Genomic DNA, 18,483 nt, shown 5'->3' on the forward strand with positions numbered 1-18,483 from the left:
TACCCCCGACGCCGCGACCCCCAAGAACGGAGACTCCGTGGACATCGACCTCGCCCGCACCTGGGTGCAGGCCATCGCCGCCGCCGTGGAAAAGCACAAGGACCACCTCACCCAGCTCGACTCGGCCATCGGAGACGCCGACCACGGCACCAACATGCACCGCGGCTTCTCCGCCGCCACCGCCGCACTCGCCGATCTCGCGCCGGACACCGTGGGGGCCGTGCTGGTCAAGACCGGCACCACCCTGATCTCCAGCGTCGGAGGCGCCTCTGGCCCCCTCTACGGCAGCGCCTTCCGCGCTATGGGCAAGGCCCTGGACGCACCGACCGCCGACGCGGAACGGTTCGCCACAGCCCTCGCGGCCGGACTCCAGAGCGTCCAGAAACTCGGCGCGGCAACACCCGGAGACAAGACAATGATCGACGCCTACGCCCCCGCGCTGGCCGCCTTCCGCCTCACGGCCGACTCCGGCGGCGACTTCGCCGCCGCAGCCATCGCGGCCGCCGACGCCGCCGAGGAAGGCATGCGCGCCACCACCCCCATGCAGGCCCGCAAGGGACGCGCCTCCTACCTCGGCGCCCGCAGCATCGGCCACCAGGACCCCGGGGCCACCTCCACCGCGCTGATCTTCCGCGCCCTCGCCGAAACGATGGCCTCCTGATGACACGCCGCTGCTTTTCCGGCCACGCCGCCTCGCACGGCACAGCCCTGGGCTTCCTCTATCGCACGGACCGCCCGCCCACCCACCCACACCGCCCTGCCCCGCCGCACCGCCGGTGACCCGGTGCAACAGGTCACCGACGCCTTCGACTCCGTCGCCACCCGGCTGCTCGACCTGTCCAAATCGCTGCGCGACCAGGGCAAGGACGAGCAGGCCGACATCATGGAGGTCAACAGCTACCTCGCGCTGGACCCAGACCTGCGAGGACAGGCGATCCAACGAACGCGCCAGGGACTGCCGGTGCCCGTCGCCGTCCACCAGGCCGTCGACAGCTACGCCGGGGTCATCGCCGCCCTCCCCGACCCCACGCTCGCAGAGCGGGCCGCCGACGTACGACAGGTCGGCCGCCGCGTCCTGGCCCACCTGCACGGTGTCACCGGCACTGTGCCCGACCAACCTCTTGTCCTGGTCGCCCATGAGATAGGCGCGGCCGACCTGCTCGAACCCGGACAGACAGTGATCGCTGCCGTCTCCATCACCGGCGGCCCCAACTCGCACGCCGCGATCATTGCCCGCTCGCTGGGCGTCCCCCTCCTCCTGGCCGTCGACCCCGCGCTCCTGGACCTGCCTGACGGCCAAGAGCTACTGCTGGACGCCCACCGCGCCACGGCGGTCGTACACCCCGACGAGCACGAACGCACCACCGCCCTGGCAGCCATGGATGGTTGAGAGCGGCGGGATCGCCCTCACATCCCTTCAGTGGAAGCTGCGGGGAGGACCACGCGGAACAGTCCGGCAGGAGGCCGCGGGGACTTTTCATCCATTGGTTGTGGGTTCGAGTCCCACACGGCCTACCCGACGATCAGCCCCGGGCCAGAGGAGTCTCTGGCCCGGGGCTGATTCTGTTCAGGCGGCGAGGTAGTCGCCGGTGACGAGGCGGTGGATGAGCAGGGCGGTGCTGCCGTCCGGGGTGGTGACGCACACCTCGAAGCGGAGGTGCTTGCCCTCCGGGACGTCGGCATTGTGGAGGAACTGGTGGCCGCCGGAGCCGCCCGTGATGCTGATGTCGCCGTACCCGGACTTGCCCGAGCCGTCGGCGTCGGTCGAGTAGAAGCGGCCGTCGACGCGGGTGCCGGAGGGGGCGCCCGTGATGGTGAGCTGGACGTACAGCGGGCCGATCAGGGTGCGGGGTCCGGCGTGGATGACGGCGTCCTTGAAGGCGAGAGCGACCCAGTCCCCGGACGGCAACTCGACATCGATGGCGTTCGCCTCGTACAGCTTCGCGATGGGCATGTCGGGCTCCTCTGGGTTTGTGGCGCGGTCGACGATCCCGGGGAACACGACGTCGCGGAACTGCGTCACGCGGGCGTCGCCGGGGCAGGCGGTGCCGGATACGGCCCACTCGGGGTGCAGACGGTGGTAGCCGTAGCCGGGGTCGTCGTGGGTGCGGCAGATCCGGAGCGGGACGCCGTGGTGCTGGTGCAGCCACACGCCGACACGGATCAGCTGCTCGACCTGCTCGTCCGTCCACGGGTCGGTTCCGCTGGTGTTGCTTGCGGTCTCGATGGATACGGCGCCGGTCCCGTCGGGGCGGCGGTTGGCCTGGTAGTTGGCGTCGGCGCGGGTCTCGGTGCCGATGTACTGGCCGAGATCGCCCGCGTATCCGAGGCCGAAGTGGGACTCGAGGTTCGTGCTGTCGCGCCAGTACTCGTAGATACGCCTCGCCGTCCAGGGCGCGATGATCGAGTGGACGATCAACTGGGTTGGCCGGATCGCGGGTTGACTGTCGGACTCGGGCTGGAGCTCGTACTTGGTGGCGCCGGGATACCAAGCCATCGGTCCCCCCATCAGGGTTGGTCATGGTGGCCGTCGCGGTCTGCGCCCACCGGGGCGGGGGGCACCCCTTGAAGGATCTCCGCGATGGGGACCGCTGACCCGTTGAGAATGCGCCAACTCCCGTACGGGCAGGGCGGGTCCCGGCCCCTTCCGGTCGTCAGTTCTGTGCTGTCGTGAGCACGATCTTGCCGCGCGTGCTGCGCTGTTCCAGGCGCTCATGGGCCTCGCTCGCGCGCTCCAGCGGGAAGACCGCCTCCACCGGGACCCGGTACGTACCGGCGGCGATCCGGTCGGCGATCTCCCGGAGATCCTGGCGCGGGTCGTAGCCGTGCTGGACCAGGTTGGTGAGCTGGAAGCCCTGGATCGAGGCGTTCTTGGGGTAGAAGTCGCGGGTGTCGACGGTGCTCGGCTCCAGCGCCACGTTCGCCATGGCGACGACCCGGCCGCCGTAGCCGACCTCGCGCAGGCTCTGTGCGAAGACGCGGCCCCCGACGATGTCCAGTACGACCTCCGCGCCGCGCCCCTCGGTCAGTCGCAGGACCTCCTCGACGGTCGCGTCGTCCGGGTGGGCGGAGGTGTCGATGGTCTCGTGGGCGCCCAGTTCGGCGCTCCAGGCGGCCTTGGCGGGTGAGCCTGCGACGGCGATGACGCGTGCTCCGGCGTGGACCGCGATCTGGACGGCCGCGCTGCCGACACCGCTGGCCGCCGCGTGCACCACGACCGTCTCGCCCTTGGACAGCCCGGCCAGATTGCGCAGGCAGTACCAGGCGCTGAACCAGGCCGTGGGCAGGGCGGCGGCCTCGGTCAGGCCGATGCCGTCCGGCAGGACCGTCACCTGTCCCGCGGGCACGGCCGCGAGTTCGGCGTAGAAGCCGGGTATGTTGGCGGAGCCCATCGCCATGACCTGCTGCCCGGCGCTGATGCCGCTCACCCCGGGCCCCACCGCGATCACGGTCCCGGATGCCTCCAGGCCGGGGATCAGCGGCGGACGCCCGGCGCGGTGGTACGAACCGGCGCGGGTGAGCGCGTCCGCCCGGTTCACTCCGGCCGCGGCGATCCGCACCAGCACTTCACCCGGTCCAGCGACCGGGTCGGGTACCTCGACCGGGACCAGGACCTCGGGTCCTCCGAACTCGTCGATCCGCACCGCACGCATGCCGTACTCGCTTTCACGTTGACTGTCCGACACTGGTTGAAGCGGTGTCACTGTGCGACACCTTATGAACCGGTGTCAAGCGGTAGGGTGGAGGCATGAGTCGTACGCCTGCGCCCGCCGACCCCCTGATGGCGTTCTCCTTCATCGGCGGCCGCCCCTGCCTGGACTTCGTCGCCACCCTCGGCAAGCGCCATACGGCCCCCGTCGAGCGGCTGGCCGACATGGGCGCGCTGGATCGCTGGATCAGTCAGGCGCAGCTGGAGGCGGACCGGGACGCGGCGGCGGCCCCCGATGCGGACGGCATGCGGATCACGCCGGCGGACCTGGAGGACGCGCGCGCCCTGCGCGAGGTGCTCTACCGGCTGCTGCGAGCCGCAATGCGTGAGCAGGCCCCGGATCCGGACGATGTCGTACGGGCCAACGAAGCCGCCGCCCGACCCGACCTCGCACCCCAACTGGCCGTCGGCGAAGACCCGGACGGCGAACCGCAGCCCGCACTGCGCTGGCAGGCCCGCCATCCCGCGCGCGCCGCTCTGGCGACGGTGGCCCGCGACGCGGTGCTGCTGGCCGGTGGCCCGCTCGTGGCCCGGGTCAAGGAGTGCGAGAACCCGGAGTGTTCGCTGCTGTTTCTCGACGACTCCCAGGCGCGGCGCCGCCGTTGGTGCTCCATGGAACGCTGCGGGAACCTCGCCAAGATTGCCGAGTACCGCTCCCGTACGCGCAAGAAGTCCTGACCGGGAGCCGAAGCAGGGAATCGACGTCCGAATTCCGCCAGACACGACTCCGCGGCCGGCGCAGGCTCGTACGTAACCGACGGAGGAACGAACCATGACCCCGACAACCCTGTCCGCGGGCCGTGCGAGCGAACGCGTGGCCTCGGGCGACTGGCAGTCCCTCGCCGACGAGCTGAACGAGCACGGCAGCGCGCTCACCCCGCGGATCCTCACCGCCGCCGAGTGCCGGTCGATCGCGGCGCTCTACGACGACGAGGAGCGATTCCGCTCGACCGTCGACATGGCCCGCCACCGCTTCGGCTCCGGCCAGTACCGCTACTTCGCCAATCCGCTGCCGGACCTCGTACGGGAACTGCGCGAGGCGTTCTACCCGCACCTGCTGCCGATCGCCCGCGACTGGGCCGGGAAGCTCGGCAAGCCCGGGCCCTGGCCCGGCACGCTGGAGGAGTGGCTGGCCATGTGCCATGAGGCCGGACAGTCCAAGTCGGCCCAGATCCTGCTGCGTTACGGGCCGGGCGACTGGAACGCCCTGCACCGGGACGTGTTCGGCGACGCGGTCTTCCCGCTCCAGGTCGTCATCGGCCTGGACACCCCCGGGACCGACTACAGCGGCGGCGAGTTCCTGACGGTCGAGCAGCGTCCGCGCGCGCAGTCGCGGGGCTCGTCGACCACGCTGCCGCAGGGGCACGGTCTGATCTTCACCACCCGCGACCGGCCGGTGCGTTCGGCGCGCGGCTGGTCGGCCGGACCTGTGCGGCACGGCGTGAGCACCGTTCGCTCGGGCCGCAGGCGGACGCTCGGCCTGGTCTTCCACGACGCGGCATGACGGATGAGGTTCCAGGACCTGGGGTCCTGGAACCTCATCGCTGTGCTTGGGGTTGTGGGCTGTCACCTGTGGTGGCAGTCCCAGTGGCCCTTCACCCAGTGCTTCTCCCAGTGGCTGGGAACGAAGACCCACTTCCAGTGGCCCTTGTGTTCCTTGCTGTCCTTGTGGTCCCTGTGGTCCTTTCCGTCGTCCTTCCAGAACCCCTTGTGCCACGTGCCGTGCTTGTCGTGGAAGCCCGGGTGCCAGGTCTTGTGGTCGGCGTGCTTGGCCTTGATCCACTTCTTTTCCCAGTGGCCCTTGACCCACTTCTTCACCCAGTGCCCGTGCTTCCAGGTGCACTGGTCGTGGTGATCGCCGGCGACGGACGCGGTCGTCGAGGCGGGCGCCGGAGCGGCAGTGGCTGTTCCGGCGGCGCCCAGAGCGGCACCACCGGCCAGCAGGCCGGTCGCGGCGGCCCCGGCCACCAGGCGGCGGACTCGGACGGAAATCGTCATCGGACTCACCTCCCTCGGTTCGGATCGGTTGTTCTGTCGGATGTCCTCCTTGGCCGTACATGCGTGCCGTGAACGGCGTGACATGGGGGATTCGAGGCCGGCCGTGACCCGGATTGGGTTAAATCTCCTGAATTGGAAGAAACTTCGCATGCGGTTCGTACGGTCACATTGGGGCATCGCGCTGTCCCGTTCGGGACCGGAACCGCCAGGCGGTACGCCACGTCTCTACCAGTACGTCCTGGGTAACGAATCGGCGCTATCAGGCCTTTTCACCATCAATGCCATCACTGATTCGGAGCAGCCGCACCCGCACCTGTGAGGGAGCCATCCAGGGGGAAGCCGGCTCCGAATCACCTCTGAAGAATTCCTGCAAGGAGGCGAGGTCTCCCGAGGTCCCTGGAGGGGCCGCCGCATCGGCAAACGCTCATTCGGGCATCACGGCCCGACGGTAGCCAACCCGCGAGTAGACCCGAGCCCGACGGTCCCTCCACGGTGCGGACGACCTCTCCCGGCCCGTGCCCCGCCCCCTGCTCCTGACGAGTGGTTCAAAAAAGATTCTCCGCGAGCTGTCGAGAATCCGTCGTCGGCTGCGACGTCCCCTGTGAGAGTTGCCCACAAGGGGCGGCGACGCATCCGAAGGAGCACGTCATGAAGTATCTGGTGATGGTCCAGGGCTCGCAGGCCGACTACGAAGCGATGCGCGGTCAGGCGTCCGACGCCGGCCCGGCCTGGAGCGAGAAGGATGTGCAGGCGATGTTCGCCTTCATGGGCGAGGTCAACAACGACCTTTCCGAATCCGGTGAATTCGTCGACGGGAACGGTCTCGCCGAGCCCGCGCGGACCCGGTTCGTCAGCGCGGGCAAGGACGGGAAGCCCGTGATCAGCGACGGTCCCTACAGCGAGACCAAGGAGCTGCTCGCCGGCTACTGGGTGCTCGACTGCGAGAGCCTGGAACGGGTCACCGAGATCGCCGCGCGGATCGCGACCTGCCCCGCGCCCGAGGGGGCGCCCGTCTACCCGGTGGTCATCCGGCCCATCCTCGACGGCGGAGGCGATGTGTGAGACGTACGACCGGCATCGAGGACCTGCTGCGCCTGCACGCGCCGCAGGTCCTCGGTGCGCTGGTGCGGCGGTACGGGCACTTCGACCTGGCCGAGGACTCCGTACAGGAGGCGCTGCTGGCCGCCGCGCGGCAGTGGCCCGAGTCGGGGCTCCCCGACAACCCGCGTGGCTGGCTGATCAAGGTCGCATCCCGTCGGCTCACCGAAGCGCTGCGCAGCGAAGAGGCCCGGCGCAGGCGCGAGGAGACCGTCGCCGCGCTCACCCCACGGGACGCCTTCACGGCGCCCGCGCCCGGGGAGAGCCGAGCGCCGTCCGACGACGACACCCTCACCCTGCTCTTCCTCTGCTGTCACCCCGAACTCACCCCGGCCGCACAGATCGCGCTGACCCTGCGCGCCGTCGGCGGTCTGACCACGGCCGAGATCGCCCGCGCCCATCTGGTGCCCGAGGCGACGATGGCGCAGCGCATCAGCCGGGCCAAGCAGAAGGTCAAGGGGGTGCCCTTCCGGCAGCCGGGGCCCGAGGACCGTGATCAGCGGCTCGCCGCCGTGCTGCAGGTGCTCTACCTGATCTTCAACGAGGGCTATACGGCGACCTCCGGCACCGATCTGCACCGCGCCGATCTCGCCGGTGAGGCGATCCGGCTGACCCGGGCCGTCCGCAGGCTGCTGCCCAGAGACGGCACGGTGACCGGGCTGTTCGCCCTGATGCTGCTCACCGACGCCCGCAGCGCCGCGCGCACCGGACCGCACGGCGAGCTGGTCCCGCTCGACGAGCAGGACCGCACCCTCTGGGACGCGAAGGCGATCACCGAGGGGACCGCGCTGGTGGAGGAGGCCCTGTCCGAGGGGCCGGCCGGGGCCTATCAGCTGCAGGCCGCGATCGCCGCGCTGCACGACGAGGCGGCGCGTGCGGACGACACCGACTGGCCGCAGATTCTCGGGCTCTACGACATCCTCGTACGCCGTGCTCCCGAGCCGATGGCCGAGCTGGGCCGTGCCGTGGCCGTCGCCATGGTGCACGGACCCGAGGCGGGGCTCGCCGAAGTCGCCAAGCTGGAGGACCGGTTGGCGGGGCATCACCGGCTCGATGCCGTACGGGCCCACCTGCTCGAGAAGGCGGGGGATACCGAAGGGGCCCGCGCCGCCTACCAGTTGGCGGCCCGGCGAACCCTCAGCGTCCCCGAGACGCGCTACCTCCAGATGCGGGCGGCCCGGCTGTTGCCCCCGAAGTAGCCAGAGCGGTCACCGGGCCGCCAACCCCCAGGTCAGAGTCGGATTCTTAGCTTCCGGCGCTGTTGCAGAGTGGTGACAGTACGGGGATTGCCCGGCCGATCTTCGGCAGTGAAGATGAGCACATCGCCGCAAAGCCGGGACCGAACGGGGCTGGACGGAAGGCGAGTTCTCATCCAGCTCGCCCTGCGAGCTCTCTCATCTCGCTCCACCGCCTGTCGCGGCGCTCTGCCGCGCTGTTCTCTCGTACGGCCGACTGCCGCCCATCCAGCGGCAGTCCGGCCCCCTAGGCCCTGCCCGGCTGATCAGGCCGGACAGGACCTAGTCGATTCCTTGGGGGAGTCCACCATGTCCGTTCGCTTCGCCTCCGCCGCCGCGCTCACCGTCGCCGCCGCCGTCGGCACCACCCTTGTCCCGCTCAGCGCTTACGCCGCCCCGGTGGCCTCCGACAAGCCCCTCACCATCGAGCTGGGCACCCCGGCGCCGGCCGGACCGCTGACCCGGGGCGGGGTGAGCGAGACCTTCACGTTCACCGTGAAGAACTCCTCGGACAAGGCCGTGGACTTTCAGCCGTGGATGGTCGGGGACACGGACGGTGCGAGCCCCATCGCCGCCTCGCACCTTGTCTTCGACGTGGAGCCGGTGAACGCCCCGGCCACGGACGAGTTCGTCGGCCAGCAGGACGCGGGCGCGCAGGGCTATTTCTACCCGGCCGAGAAGGGCAGGAACGCTTCGTTCTCGGTGCCCGCCAAGGGTGAGCTGAGCTGGAAGGTCTCCGTAGGCCTCGGCAAGAACTACCCCTCCAACAACGGCAACCTGAAGCTCCTGGCCGACGACCTGGCCGAGAACACCCAGCGCCAGAACGACGACACCGTGATCTTCGAGTCCAGCCCGAAGATCAACACCGGGCCCGCCTCCATGACGTTCGAGACCGACGAGAACACTCCGATCAAGCCCGGCACGACGGGCAACGTCGACATCGTCCACCAGCTCAAGGGCGGGGTGACTTTCGACTCCGACCTGAGGACCACCCTGGAGGTCGTCGAGGAGCCCGGCTCCACGGGGAAGATCCCCGAGCTGGTGATCGAGGAGCTGGGCGAGGACGGCAAGTACACCAAGGTCAAGAAGTTCGCAGGCGAGCAGACGTGGCAGCTGGCGGACATCCGCAAGAGCCACATCATGCACCGCACCCGCCTTCGCGTGAGCGTCATCGACTTCAAGGGCATCCAGAAGCCGGTCAAGATCACGTTGCACGCGTCGACGTCGCTGACCGAGGGCAACGTCCACCCGTTCCTGGGGGCCCAGGGCAGGATCACGGTCGCCCCCGAGCGCGGCACCACCCCGCCCAGCGGCAGGCCGTCCGCGACCCCGTCCGCCACGCCCTCCGCCACCGCGTCCCCGTCCGCGACCGCATCGGCGACGCCGTCCGCCTCGGCGGCGGCCGGCGGGAACACCCCCGTCACCACCACCGGCGCCCTCGCCAGCACCGGATCCTCCAGCGCCACCTGGTACGCGGCCTTCGCCGCCGCCGCTCTGATCGCGGCCGGCGGAGCGCTCACCGCACTGCGTCTGCGCCGCCGCTGAGCGAACGGACGATCACCGCTGCACAGCGGTACGCATCAAATGGATTTGATCTTGCTCCGGATGGCGTAAGGTGGTGTTCACCGACGCGGGGTGGAGCAGCTCGGTAGCTCGCTGGGCTCATAACCCAGAGGTCGCAGGTTCAAATCCTGTCCCCGCTACTGACAACAGTGGCCCGGCACTCGTAAGAGTGCCGGGCCACTGTCGTATCCACCTCTCCCGATCGCCCGGTTGGCCGACGGCGACTCGCCGCCCGGCGCGGCTGCGGCCAGCCTGGGAAGGGCGCGGCACCGTCCGCAGCCGTGGGCGGACCGGGCAGGAGAGCATCCGTGGCGAAGCGAGAGCAGGGCGGAGCCGACATCGCCCGCGGTTTCGCCGGCCTGCTGCCCGCGCTGATGATCGTCGGCGGCTTGATCTTCGATCTCCTGACCCCGCCCCGGTTCACGGCGGTCCCGCTCTTCGCCGCGGCGCCCCTGATCGCGGCCCCCATCTTCACCTGGGTCGGAACCCTGCTGACCGGTATCGCGGCGACACTCGGCGTGACGGGGCTGCACCTCTACAACCACACGGCCTCGCAGATCACCGCGTTCACCGAGCTGAGCACCGTGATCACCGTCTCGGGTCTTGCGCTGCTCATCAACCGGGTCGTACGGCTCAGCAGCGAGCGCCTCGCATCAGCCAGGGTGATCGCCGAGACCGCCCAGCGCGCCGTGCTGCCGACCCCCGCGGACCGGATCGGCGGGCTGGAGGTCGCCGCGCGGTACGAGGCTGCACAGGCGGACGCGTTCATCGGCGGTGACCTCTTCGCCGTACAGGACACGCCCTTCGGGGTGCGGCTGGTGGTCGGTGACGTACGGGGCAAGGGGCTCGAAGCGGTCGAGGCGGTGGCCGTGGTGATCGGTGCGTTCCGGGAGGCAGCCGAGCAGGAGGGCTCGCTCGTAGGGGTTGCCGGGCGGCTGGACCGGGCGCTCGCGCGCGAGGGCACGCGGCGGCCCACCCTGGACGCCTTCGAGGGGTTCACCACCGCGGTACTGGCCGAGATCCCGCGCGACGATGCCGTTGTACGGGTTGTGAACCGGGGGCATCCGGAACCACTGCTGCTGTATGCCGACGGGAAACTGGAAGTCCTGGAGCCGTCCGAGGCCGCCCTGCCGCTGGGCATGGGCGATCTGGGGATGTGGCCGGACCGCGCGGACACCCACCCCCTGCCTCCTGGGGCCACACTGCTTCTCTACACGGACGGGCTGTCCGAGGCGCGCGATGCGAACGGCGTCTTCTACGACCCCGGCGAGCGGCTGGCCGGGCGGCTCTTTCCCGGGCCCGAGGAGCTGCTGGACGCGCTGGTCGCCGACGTACGACGGCATACGGGCGGCGGCGCCACGGACGACATGGCGCTGCTGGCGGTCAGCCGCCCCGCGGAGGGGCAGCCGAAGCGCCGCAGGACCGTTCCGGTGGTCAGGCGCGCTCAGCCCAGCCAGTGAAGGCCCTGGCCGTGCGGTGCCGTGAACGCGACGGCCCGCTCGTCAAGGGCGAGCGTGAGCAGGTGCTCGTCGGGCGGCCTCGGGGCATCGAGCCAGGGCAGCACCGTGTGGTGCTCGTTGGAGATCCAGTGGCCGGGCAGGCCGCGGACGATTCGTGCGAACTCCTCGCGCCGGGCGAGCGGGAGGTACGTGAGCACGGCGGTGTGCAGGACGACGAGCGTCGCGCCGTCTGGGGCTTCGGCGGCGAGCGGCGCGAGTTCCTCGACCAGATCGCCGCGGACGATCCGGGGGCGGGGAGCGTCCCGTACGGCTTCGATGGCGCCGAGCTGCTGTCGCGGCCGGTCGCCGCGGCCCGGCCAGATCAGGGACTGGAGCCAGCGGACGTCCTCGGGGTCGGTGATGTCGAGCGGGTTGAGGTCGATGCCCGCGCGCCAGGCGATCTCGGGCAGCCGGCCGGGCAGCGGCAGGTCCGGGGGCGCGGATCCGTACGTACGGCAGTCGAAGGTGACGACGGACTCGCCGAGCCGTGGGCCGTCGTCGTAGCGGTAGGCGTAGCGGTCGGGATGCAGACAGAGCCCAGCCGAGGTGCCGACCTCGATCAGGGCGAGAGGCTGGGGGAGCGCGGCCAGGAGCGGAAGCAGCGTCGCGCAGCGGGCGGGCTCGTTGGTCTGGGTGAAGCGCGCGAGCATCACATCGCGGACGGCGTCCCTGTGCGCGGGCAGCCAGTCGCGGAAGGCGGGCCATGTCTCGTACGGCCCGCCGAGGTGGCGTACCGCGGCGAGGAGCAGATTCGGCTGCTGCTTGTTGCCGGGCGGGAGTGAGGCGATGAGGGCGCAGATGTCCGGGTCTTCGGCGATTTCGGCGGTGAGCTTCTCATACACGGGAGACTGACCGTGTGCTTGCTCGGCGGAGAACTCGCGATAGCGGTCCGCCACGCTCTGGCTGATGTGTACGACCATGGGCCAGACGGTAGATGGGCACCCTATGTAATCGAGAGGCATCCCTCCGCATAACATCTGAGGCAACGTCAGGTGAGGGGTGTTGCCTGAGGGGCGGTCAAGTCGCCCGAGTCCGGGCGCTTGTGTCCGGGTACGTCTGTGTCAACGTCGTTAATGATCAGTCGGAACAGCTTGGAATCCGGCGCTGGTGTCTATTAACGTTCGATAACGCAGCGCGGTCGTCCCAGCCGTCGCAAGAGACGGCACCGTGCGCACGCGCCGAATCCCGCAAGGGAACCGGGGAACCACCAATTGGGGTGAATCGGGCACCTTTTGCCGTTCTTTTCCGCGGCGGAAGCGCTCGTAGGAGACCTTCCTGCTCCGAACCCGTCAGCTAACCCGGTAGGCGAGAAGGAAGGAAAGGAGTACGCCTCCGTGGCGTCCAATAAACCTGCCCCTGAAGCACCCTTCGAAACTGATTTCTTCGGCGTCGAAGTGAAGACAGAGCGGGCATGGGAGGAATGGAACCCCACCGAGGACTCCGTCCGTCCGGTGCGCGGCCGGCACCGTGTCATGAAGCAGCGCGGCGGACTCGCCCGCAGCTCCACGGTGCTCGGGGTCGGCGTGATCGCCGCGGTCGGCGCGGGCGGCATGGCCACCGCGCAAAGCAAGCCGCCGGTCTCCATATCCCTCCCCGACTCGATCGCGGACAACCTGCCCGACGCCAAGTCCCTGCCGGGCGTGGGCTCCCTCATCTCCGACGACTCCTCGGACGCGGACGCGGGCAACACCGCTCCGCTCACCTCGTCGACCCTCGCGGCGGACACCGGCTCCCGGCCCGAGGCGCAGGGCTCGGCCGGTGAGGCGCTGCGCGCCCGTATCCTCCAGCAGGCCGACCAGCAGCAGTCCGAGGCGGACGCCGAGGCGAAGGCAGCCGCGGAGAAGGTCGCCGCCGAGAAGGCCGCGGCGGAGGCGAAGACGCAGCAGACGGCGGCGGAGACCAAGGCCGAGGCGGCGAAGCTCGCTGCCGAGAAGGCCGCGGCGGCGAAGGCGGAGGCCGAGCGCCTCGCCAAGCTCGCCGCGAGTTACGCCCTGCCGACCTCCTCGTACACGATCACCTCGACCTTCGGCGAGGCCGGTTCGATGTGGTCCTCCGGCTACCACACCGGCCTGGACTTCGCGGCCCCGACGGGAACGCCCCTCAAGGCCATCCACAGCGGCACCGTCAAGTCGGCGGGCTGGTCCGGTTCTTACGGCTACCGCACGGTCATCGAACTCGATGACGGCACGGAGCTCTGGTACGCCCACCAGTCCTCGATCTCGGTCAGCGCCGGGCAGAAGGTGTCGACGGGCGAGACGATCGGCCGCGTCGGCGCGACGGGCAATGTGACGGGCCCGCATCTGCACCTCGAGGTCCACACGCCGGACGGAACCGGGATCGACCCGATGGCCTGGCTGCGGGGCAAGGGCCTGACGGTCTGAGGTCTGGCCCCTCTGACGCGTCTGACGCGGAAGCGTTACCGGTACGGCGCGGAATAGGCCGTACCGGTAAGCGTGTTGATCAACGCATGACTTCTCTCCGTACCCTCGGCTCGTCCGATCTCGCCGTCTTCCCGCTCGCCCTCGGCGGCAACGTCTTCGGCTGGACCGCCGACCAGGCGCAGTCCTTTGCCGTGCTCGACGCCTATGCCGCCGCCGGCGGGAACTTCGTCGACACCGCCGACAGCTACTCCGCCTGGGTTCCGGGCAACGAGGGCGGCGAGTCCGAGACGATCATCGGCAAGTGGATCGCCGCGCGCGGCAACCGTTCCGACGTCGTCGTGGCGACCAAGGTCGGCGCCCACCCCCAGTACAAGGGCCTCTCCGGTGCCACGGTCAAGGCTGCGGCCGAGGAGTCGCTGAAGCGGCTCGGTACCGACTACATCGACCTGTACTACACGCACTTCGACGACCCGGGCGTCCCCGTCGAAGAGATCATCACCGCCCTCGACCAGCTGGTGAAGGAGGGCAAGGTCCGCGCCATCGCCGCCTCCAACGTCACCGCCGAGCGGCTTCAGGCGTCCCTGGACTTCTCGGAGCGCGAGGGGCTTGCCCGCTATGTCGCACTCCAGCCGCACTACAACCTCGTGTCCCGCGACACCTACGAGGGCGATCTGCGGGACACCGCCGCTCGCGGCGGGCTCGCGGCCGTCCCCTACTTCGCGCTCGCGTCCGGCTTCCTCACCGGCAAGTACCGGCCCGGTGCCACGGTCGACAGCGCCCGGGCCCAGGGCGCGGGCAAGCACCTGGAGACGGAGCGGGGCGTGAAGGTCCTCGCAGCGCTCGACCAGGTGGCGGGGGCGCGCGGCGCCGAGATCGCGACCGTGGCTCTTGCCTGGCTGGCCGCGCAGCCGACCGTCGCGGCGCCCATCGCCTCGGCCCGTACGGTCGAGCAGCTGCCGGCACTGACGGCGGTCGCGGAGCTGGAGCTGACGGACGACGAGCTGGCCGTGCTGACGGCGGCGTCCGCGTAGGGGTCTAGGTCCTGTCCGGTCGATCAGGCCGGATCAGTGAGCGGCCCGCCGCGGAGCGGCTGATGTCACTGCGATGCGTGCGATCGCAAGGCGGAGGATGGGGGTCCCCCCGCCGAAGGCAGGGGGAGAGCCGACGCGGAGCGTCGGCGACTGACGACAACGCAGCGTGGGGGCACCTCCCGTGCCCGAAGGGCTACGGGGGAGTGCGTGCCAGGGCACGCGAGCCCGGCAAGATCCGAACAACAGCCCTAGGAGCGGTACGGGTTGTAGCCGCCGTAGTCGCGGTGGGGCGGCGGTGCCCATGCCTGGCCCGTAGCCCGCGCCGCATAGGTCAGCGCCGGACCCGCGACCTCCTTGCGCTGCCACAGGTGGTGCAGCAGCTCCTGCTCGCGCTCCATGAAGTCAGGGCCCGCCGCGCCGCGGTGGGCCCGGTGGCGCAGAAAGGCCAGGGACGTCGCGAACCGTTCGTACTCCGAGACGGCGTGGGCCGCGGCCGGTCCGTGCGTACGGCGGGCCACATCGCGCGCCATCGTGCGCGCCCGCATCGAGGAGAGCGCGCGCGGCTCGTCCGAGGTCAGCCAGCCGGCTGCGGCGTATGCGGGCAATTCGGTCGATATTGTGCGCAGTTCCCGCTGTCGGGTCCAGATCGTCAGCCAGGTCAGCAGGCCGAAGGCCGGGACCATGAACGCCCCGTACACGGCGTAGAAGCCGAAGGGGCCGAAGAGCGACGACGCTCCGTTCCACAGCGCGTGCATGCCCATCGCGAGGGCGAGGCCGAGCAGCGGCAGGGCGATCCGCCGGATCCGATGGCGCTGTGCGGCGAGTGCGGCGATCCCGAAGCCGATGCCGGTGAGCACGGTGAAGAGGGGATGCGCGAACGGCGACATGACGACGCGTACGAAGAAGGTCGCCGCGGTCACCGATGCGAGGCCCGAGGTGCCTATCTGCTGGTCCTCACCGAAGGCGTTGCCCAGGTAGAGGATGTTCTCGGTGAAGGCGAAGCCGGTCGCGGTGAAACCGGCCACGACGACGCCGTCGACGATCCCGGTGAAGTCCCGTCTGCGGAAGATGAAGATGAGCAGAATCGCCGCGGCCTTCGCGCTCTCCTCGACGACCGGGGCTATGACGGTCGCGCCGAGCGTGTCCGCGCTCGCCGGGTCGGCGGTGGCCGTGGCTATCCAGCGGGTCGCGAAGGAGTTCGCGATGATCGCGACCAGGGCGGCGGCGAAGGCCCCCCAGGCGAAGGCGAACAGTAGATTCCGCCAGGGTCCGGGCTCGACCCGGTCGAGCCAGCGGAAGGCGGCGGCCAGAAGCGGGACGGGCAGGGTGGCCAGGCCGAGTCCGACCAGGAAGCCCTGGGTGCCGGTCTGTTCGCGTACGAGGGCGAGGATGACGAGGCCGGACAGGGCGAGGAGCGTGATGATCACGCCGGCCCGGACCGCCTTGCTGCGCCAGAGCCGGGAGGCGCGGCGCGGCTTGTAGCGCCAGCGGGCACGCTCCGGCACGGCATCGAAGAGCGGCTGCTCGTCGAAGGCCGGGACCGCCGGATGCGGTGAGAAGTGCTGCGGGAGCGACTCGGACACCCAATGACCCTAACGAGCGACACTGACACCTGGCGATGGTGCCCGTCCCACTACCGAGGGTTACGCGGAGCCCAACGGGCGGCGGAACAGCAGGTCGTGCACCTTGTGACCCTTGTCCAGGCCCTGCCCCTCGAACCGGGTGAGCGGCCGGAAGGCGGGGCGCGGGGCGAAGCCGCCGTGTTCCTGCGTGTTCTCGACGTCCGGGTGGGCGGAGAGAACTTCGAGCATCTGCTCGGCGTACGGCTCCCAGTCGGTCGCGCAGTGCAGGATCGCGCCGGGCTTCATGCGGGTCGCGGCGAGGGTGAGGAACTCGGGCTGGATCAGCCGGCGCTTGTGGTGGCGCTTCTTGGGCCAGGGGTCGGGGAAGTAGACGCGCAGCCCGGCGAGGGAGCGGGGCGGGAGCATCTCGCGCAGGAGGATGATCGCGTCCCCGTTGGCGACCCGGATGTTGGACAGCCCGTTCCGCTCCGCGAGACCGAGGAGGTTGCCCTGGCCGGGGGTGTGCACGTCGACGGCAAGGATCCCGGTGCCGGGATCGGCGGCGGCCATCTGCGCGGTGGCCTCGCCCATCCCGAACCCGATCTCCAGGACGACGGGCAGCCCGCCGAACATCTCCTCGAGATCGAGGACGCGATGCCCGTCGATGTCCATGCCCCACATGGGCCACAGCCGCTCCAGGGCATCCCCCTGCCCGGCGGTGACCCGACTCCGCCGCGGCTGGAAGCTCCGGATCCGCCGCTCATGATGAGACCCGGCGGGATCGGCAGCGGGCCCCCCGGGGAAGCGCGGCTCGCTCTTGGCGCGGAGGGGCGGACGGGGGTGGGCTTGGCCGGGGGTGTGGTTTCGAAGCTCAGACACAGTGTGTCGATTCTACGGGGGGCCGGGGGTGGGGTGCCGGTCCGCGGTGCGGGCCCGGGGGTCCGTAGCGCGGGCCCGCCGCGGCATGCGTGTTCCGTGTCGCCTTTGGGCTCGACTCCTCGGCGTCGGCCCGGGCCTGCCGGGCGGTTCGCCCGCGCGCTAGCGGGACGTCTTCGCCAGGGGGCCGTCCGTCAGGGACGTCAGGGCCCGGCGGGCCACCTCGCGGCCGATGGGGAGCGACGCCGTCGCCGCCGGCGACGGCGCGTTCAGCACATGCACCGTCCGGGGTGCCTCGCGGATCAGGAAGTCGTCCGCCAGCGTCCCGTCCCGCAGCACCGCCTGCGCCCGCACCCCCGCCGCCGCCGGTCGCAGGTCCGAATCCGTCACCGCCGGGAGCAGCCGGCGCACTGCCGTGGTGAAGGCCCGCTTCGACAGGGAGCGGTGCAGTTCCCCCGCTCCGTACCGCCAGTGTCTGCGGGCAATCCGCCAGGAGCCCGGCCAGCTCAGCGTCTCGGCGAGCTCCCTCGGGCGGACCGCCGACCAGCTGTAGCCCTCGCGGGCGAGCGCCGGGACCGCGTTCGGACCGACGTGGACACCGCCGTCGATGCCGCGTGTCAGGTGGACGCCGAGGAAGGGGAAGGCCGGGTCGGGGACTGGATACACCAGGCCCCGCACCAGCGAGGGGTCCGCCAGTTCGTAGTACTCGCCCCGGAAGGGGACGATCCGCATCCCCGGGTCGTCGCCCACGAGCCGCGCCACCCGGTCGCAGTGCAGCCCCGCGCAGTTCACCAGCACCCGCGCCCTGACCACCGTCCCCGATGCCGTCCGCACCGCGACACCCCAGGCCCGGCGGTCGACCGCGGCCACCTCCTCGCCGTACCGGATGTCCGCCCCGGACGCGGCTCCCAGCTGCGCCGCCACCGCCGCGAAGTCGCACACCCCGGTCGTCCCGACGTGGATGGCCGCGAGCCCCCGCACCTCCGGCTCGTACTCCATGATCTGCGCAGGGCCCAGCTCCCGCACCGGAATGCCGTTCTCCCGGCCGCGCTGGACCAGCGCGTGCAGCCGCGGCAGCTCGTCCTTGCCCGTGGCCACGATCAGCTTCCCCGTGACCTTGTGCGCGATGCCGTACTCCGCGCAGAACTTCACCATCTCCGCCGCGCCCCGCACCGCGAAGCGCGCCTTGAGCGACCCAGGCCGGTAGTAGACACCGCTGTGGATCACCCCGCTGTTCCGCCCGGTCTGGTGCCGTGCCGGGCCCGTCTCCTTCTCCAGGACGATCACCCGGGTGCCGGGAGCCGCGCGGGTGAGGGCATAGGCCGTCGACAGGCCGACGATCCCGCCGCCGATCACCAGCACGTCACAGTCGAAGTCATGCACCGAGCCCTGCCCGGACGCCGTCACCGCGTCACCTCCCACCCCGATAGTGCACTGGCCCACTGACATTGCCGCTAAACCAGGTGAGGTCAGGGTGTGCGCGCCCAGGTCCTGTCCGGTCGATCGTGCCGGGCTCCGGCCCGATCGACCG

General features: G+C 70.6%; 17 protein-coding genes, 1 tRNA gene and 1 riboswitch. Of the genes, 11 read left to right on the plus strand and 7 right to left on the minus strand.

The window, feature by feature from the left end; genetic code table 11:
• Positions 1–37 precede the first annotated feature (37 nt).
• Positions 38–661: a dihydroxyacetone kinase subunit DhaL gene (gene dhaL / locus ABZS64_RS18650; protein WP_355830320.1), complete on the plus strand. Its 624-nt coding sequence runs from the start codon at positions 38–40 to the stop codon at positions 659–661.
• Between the two features lie 96 nt (positions 662–757).
• On the plus strand, positions 758–1,390 hold the full coding sequence (locus ABZS64_RS18655; protein ID WP_355830375.1) for a PEP-utilizing enzyme: 633 nt from the start codon (positions 758–760) through the stop codon (positions 1,388–1,390).
• Between the two features lie 177 nt (positions 1,391–1,567).
• On the opposite strand, the gene ABZS64_RS18660 is transcribed toward ABZS64_RS18655, so the two are convergent.
• A complete protein-coding gene (locus tag ABZS64_RS18660) occupies positions 1,568–2,497 on the minus strand; it encodes an N-acetylmuramoyl-L-alanine amidase (protein WP_355830323.1) in 930 nt (309 codons plus the stop codon).
• A 157-nt stretch (positions 2,498–2,654) separates the two neighbouring features.
• Positions 2,655–3,653: a zinc-binding dehydrogenase gene (locus ABZS64_RS18665; RefSeq protein WP_355830326.1), complete on the minus strand. Its 999-nt coding sequence runs from the start codon at positions 3,651–3,653 to the stop codon at positions 2,655–2,657.
• Between the two features lie 95 nt (positions 3,654–3,748).
• On the opposite strand from ABZS64_RS18665, the gene ABZS64_RS18670 reads away from it, so the two are divergent.
• Complete coding sequence (locus ABZS64_RS18670; RefSeq protein ID WP_355830329.1) at positions 3,749–4,387, plus strand: ABATE domain-containing protein; 639 nt, start codon at positions 3,749–3,751, stop codon at positions 4,385–4,387.
• A gap of 94 nt (positions 4,388–4,481) precedes the next feature.
• Positions 4,482–5,213: a 2OG-Fe(II) oxygenase gene (locus ABZS64_RS18675; RefSeq protein WP_355830332.1), complete on the plus strand. Its 732-nt coding sequence runs from the start codon at positions 4,482–4,484 to the stop codon at positions 5,211–5,213.
• Between the two features lie 62 nt (positions 5,214–5,275).
• On the opposite strand, the gene ABZS64_RS18680 is transcribed toward ABZS64_RS18675, so the two are convergent.
• On the minus strand, positions 5,276–5,707 hold the full coding sequence (locus tag ABZS64_RS18680; protein ID WP_355830335.1) for a hypothetical protein: 432 nt from the start codon (positions 5,705–5,707) through the stop codon (positions 5,276–5,278).
• 648 nt (positions 5,708–6,355) lie between these two features.
• Here ABZS64_RS18680 and ABZS64_RS18685 point away from each other — a divergent pair.
• The 5 genes from ABZS64_RS18685 (at position 6,356) to ABZS64_RS18705 (ending at position 11,063) form a co-directional block, all read left to right on the plus strand.
• Positions 6,356–6,769, plus strand: a complete 414-nt coding sequence (locus ABZS64_RS18685) for a YciI family protein (RefSeq protein WP_355830337.1) — start codon at positions 6,356–6,358, stop codon at positions 6,767–6,769.
• Positions 6,766–8,004: a sigma-70 family RNA polymerase sigma factor gene (locus tag ABZS64_RS18690; RefSeq protein ID WP_355830340.1), complete on the plus strand. Its 1,239-nt coding sequence runs from the start codon at positions 6,766–6,768 to the stop codon at positions 8,002–8,004. The genes ABZS64_RS18685 and ABZS64_RS18690 overlap by 4 nt, the downstream gene beginning before the upstream one ends.
• Before the next feature lie 345 nt (positions 8,005–8,349).
• The gene (locus ABZS64_RS18695; protein ID WP_355830343.1) at positions 8,350–9,585 is read left to right on the plus strand and encodes an LPXTG cell wall anchor domain-containing protein; all 1,236 of its coding nucleotides are present in this window, start codon (positions 8,350–8,352) and stop codon (positions 9,583–9,585) included.
• Positions 9,586–9,669: 84 nt separating this feature from the next.
• Positions 9,670–9,743, plus strand: a tRNA-Met gene (locus ABZS64_RS18700).
• Positions 9,744–9,911: 168 nt separating this feature from the next.
• Positions 9,912–11,063, plus strand: a complete 1,152-nt coding sequence (locus ABZS64_RS18705; protein WP_355830346.1) for a PP2C family protein-serine/threonine phosphatase — start codon at positions 9,912–9,914, stop codon at positions 11,061–11,063.
• On the opposite strand, the gene ABZS64_RS18710 is transcribed toward ABZS64_RS18705, so the two are convergent.
• Positions 11,048–12,022, minus strand: a complete 975-nt coding sequence (locus ABZS64_RS18710) for a DUF2332 domain-containing protein (RefSeq protein ID WP_355830349.1) — start codon at positions 12,020–12,022, stop codon at positions 11,048–11,050. The two genes, ABZS64_RS18705 and ABZS64_RS18710, sit on opposite strands and share 16 nt — an antisense overlap.
• A 246-nt stretch (positions 12,023–12,268) precedes the next feature.
• A riboswitch (cyclic di-AMP (ydaO/yuaA leader) is annotated at positions 12,269–12,425 on the plus strand.
• An 11-nt stretch (positions 12,426–12,436) separates the two neighbouring features.
• Between ABZS64_RS18710 and ABZS64_RS18715 the strand changes: the two genes are divergently transcribed.
• Both ABZS64_RS18715 and ABZS64_RS18720 read left to right on the plus strand, forming a co-directional pair.
• Positions 12,437–13,483 carry a M23 family metallopeptidase gene (locus ABZS64_RS18715; RefSeq protein WP_355830352.1) on the plus strand — a complete coding sequence of 349 codons (1,047 nt, stop codon included), beginning with the start codon at positions 12,437–12,439 and terminating at the stop codon, positions 13,481–13,483.
• Between the two features lie 86 nt (positions 13,484–13,569).
• Positions 13,570–14,514: an aldo/keto reductase gene (locus ABZS64_RS18720; RefSeq protein ID WP_355830355.1), complete on the plus strand. Its 945-nt coding sequence runs from the start codon at positions 13,570–13,572 to the stop codon at positions 14,512–14,514.
• 248 nt (positions 14,515–14,762) lie between these two features.
• On the opposite strand, the gene ABZS64_RS18725 is transcribed toward ABZS64_RS18720, so the two are convergent.
• From ABZS64_RS18725 to lhgO, 3 genes are all read right to left on the minus strand, one after another.
• The gene (locus ABZS64_RS18725; protein ID WP_355830358.1) at positions 14,763–16,097 is read right to left on the minus strand and encodes a PrsW family intramembrane metalloprotease; all 1,335 of its coding nucleotides are present in this window, start codon (positions 16,095–16,097) and stop codon (positions 14,763–14,765) included.
• Positions 16,098–16,157: 60 nt separating this feature from the next.
• Positions 16,158–16,955 (minus strand): tRNA (guanosine(46)-N7)-methyltransferase TrmB, encoded by a 798-nt coding sequence (gene trmB, locus ABZS64_RS18730; RefSeq protein WP_355830361.1) that lies wholly within the window; start codon positions 16,953–16,955, stop codon positions 16,158–16,160.
• A 159-nt stretch (positions 16,956–17,114) separates the two neighbouring features.
• Positions 17,115–18,359: an L-2-hydroxyglutarate oxidase gene (lhgO, locus tag ABZS64_RS18735; RefSeq protein ID WP_355830364.1), complete on the minus strand. Its 1,245-nt coding sequence runs from the start codon at positions 18,357–18,359 to the stop codon at positions 17,115–17,117.
• Positions 18,360–18,483 lie beyond the last annotated feature (124 nt).

The sequence above is a fragment of the Streptomyces sp. NPDC005408 genome (genome assembly GCF_040606445.1).
Taxonomy (GTDB): Bacteria; Actinomycetota; Actinomycetes; order Streptomycetales; family Streptomycetaceae; genus Streptomyces.

What these genes read in the sequence shown, in the direction of transcription:
- ABZS64_RS18685 (WP_355830337.1), top strand. Translation starts at nt 6,356, where the DNA reads ATGAAGTATCTGGTGATGGTCCAGGGCTCGCAGGCCGACTACGAAGCG.
- ABZS64_RS18680 (WP_355830335.1), bottom strand. Translation starts at nt 5,707, where the DNA reads ATGACGATTTCCGTCCGAGTCCGCCGCCTGGTGGCCGGGGCCGCCGCG.
- ABZS64_RS18720 (WP_355830355.1), top strand. Translation starts at nt 13,570, where the DNA reads ATGACTTCTCTCCGTACCCTCGGCTCGTCCGATCTCGCCGTCTTCCCG.
- ABZS64_RS18675 (WP_355830332.1), top strand. Translation starts at nt 4,482, where the DNA reads ATGACCCCGACAACCCTGTCCGCGGGCCGTGCGAGCGAACGCGTGGCC.
- ABZS64_RS18695 (WP_355830343.1), top strand. Translation starts at nt 8,350, where the DNA reads ATGTCCGTTCGCTTCGCCTCCGCCGCCGCGCTCACCGTCGCCGCCGCC.
- ABZS64_RS18670 (WP_355830329.1), top strand. Translation starts at nt 3,749, where the DNA reads ATGAGTCGTACGCCTGCGCCCGCCGACCCCCTGATGGCGTTCTCCTTC.
- ABZS64_RS18660 (WP_355830323.1), bottom strand. Translation starts at nt 2,497, where the DNA reads ATGGCTTGGTATCCCGGCGCCACCAAGTACGAGCTCCAGCCCGAGTCC.
- ABZS64_RS18710 (WP_355830349.1), bottom strand. Translation starts at nt 12,022, where the DNA reads ATGGTCGTACACATCAGCCAGAGCGTGGCGGACCGCTATCGCGAGTTC.
- ABZS64_RS18665 (WP_355830326.1), bottom strand. Translation starts at nt 3,653, where the DNA reads ATGCGTGCGGTGCGGATCGACGAGTTCGGAGGACCCGAGGTCCTGGTC.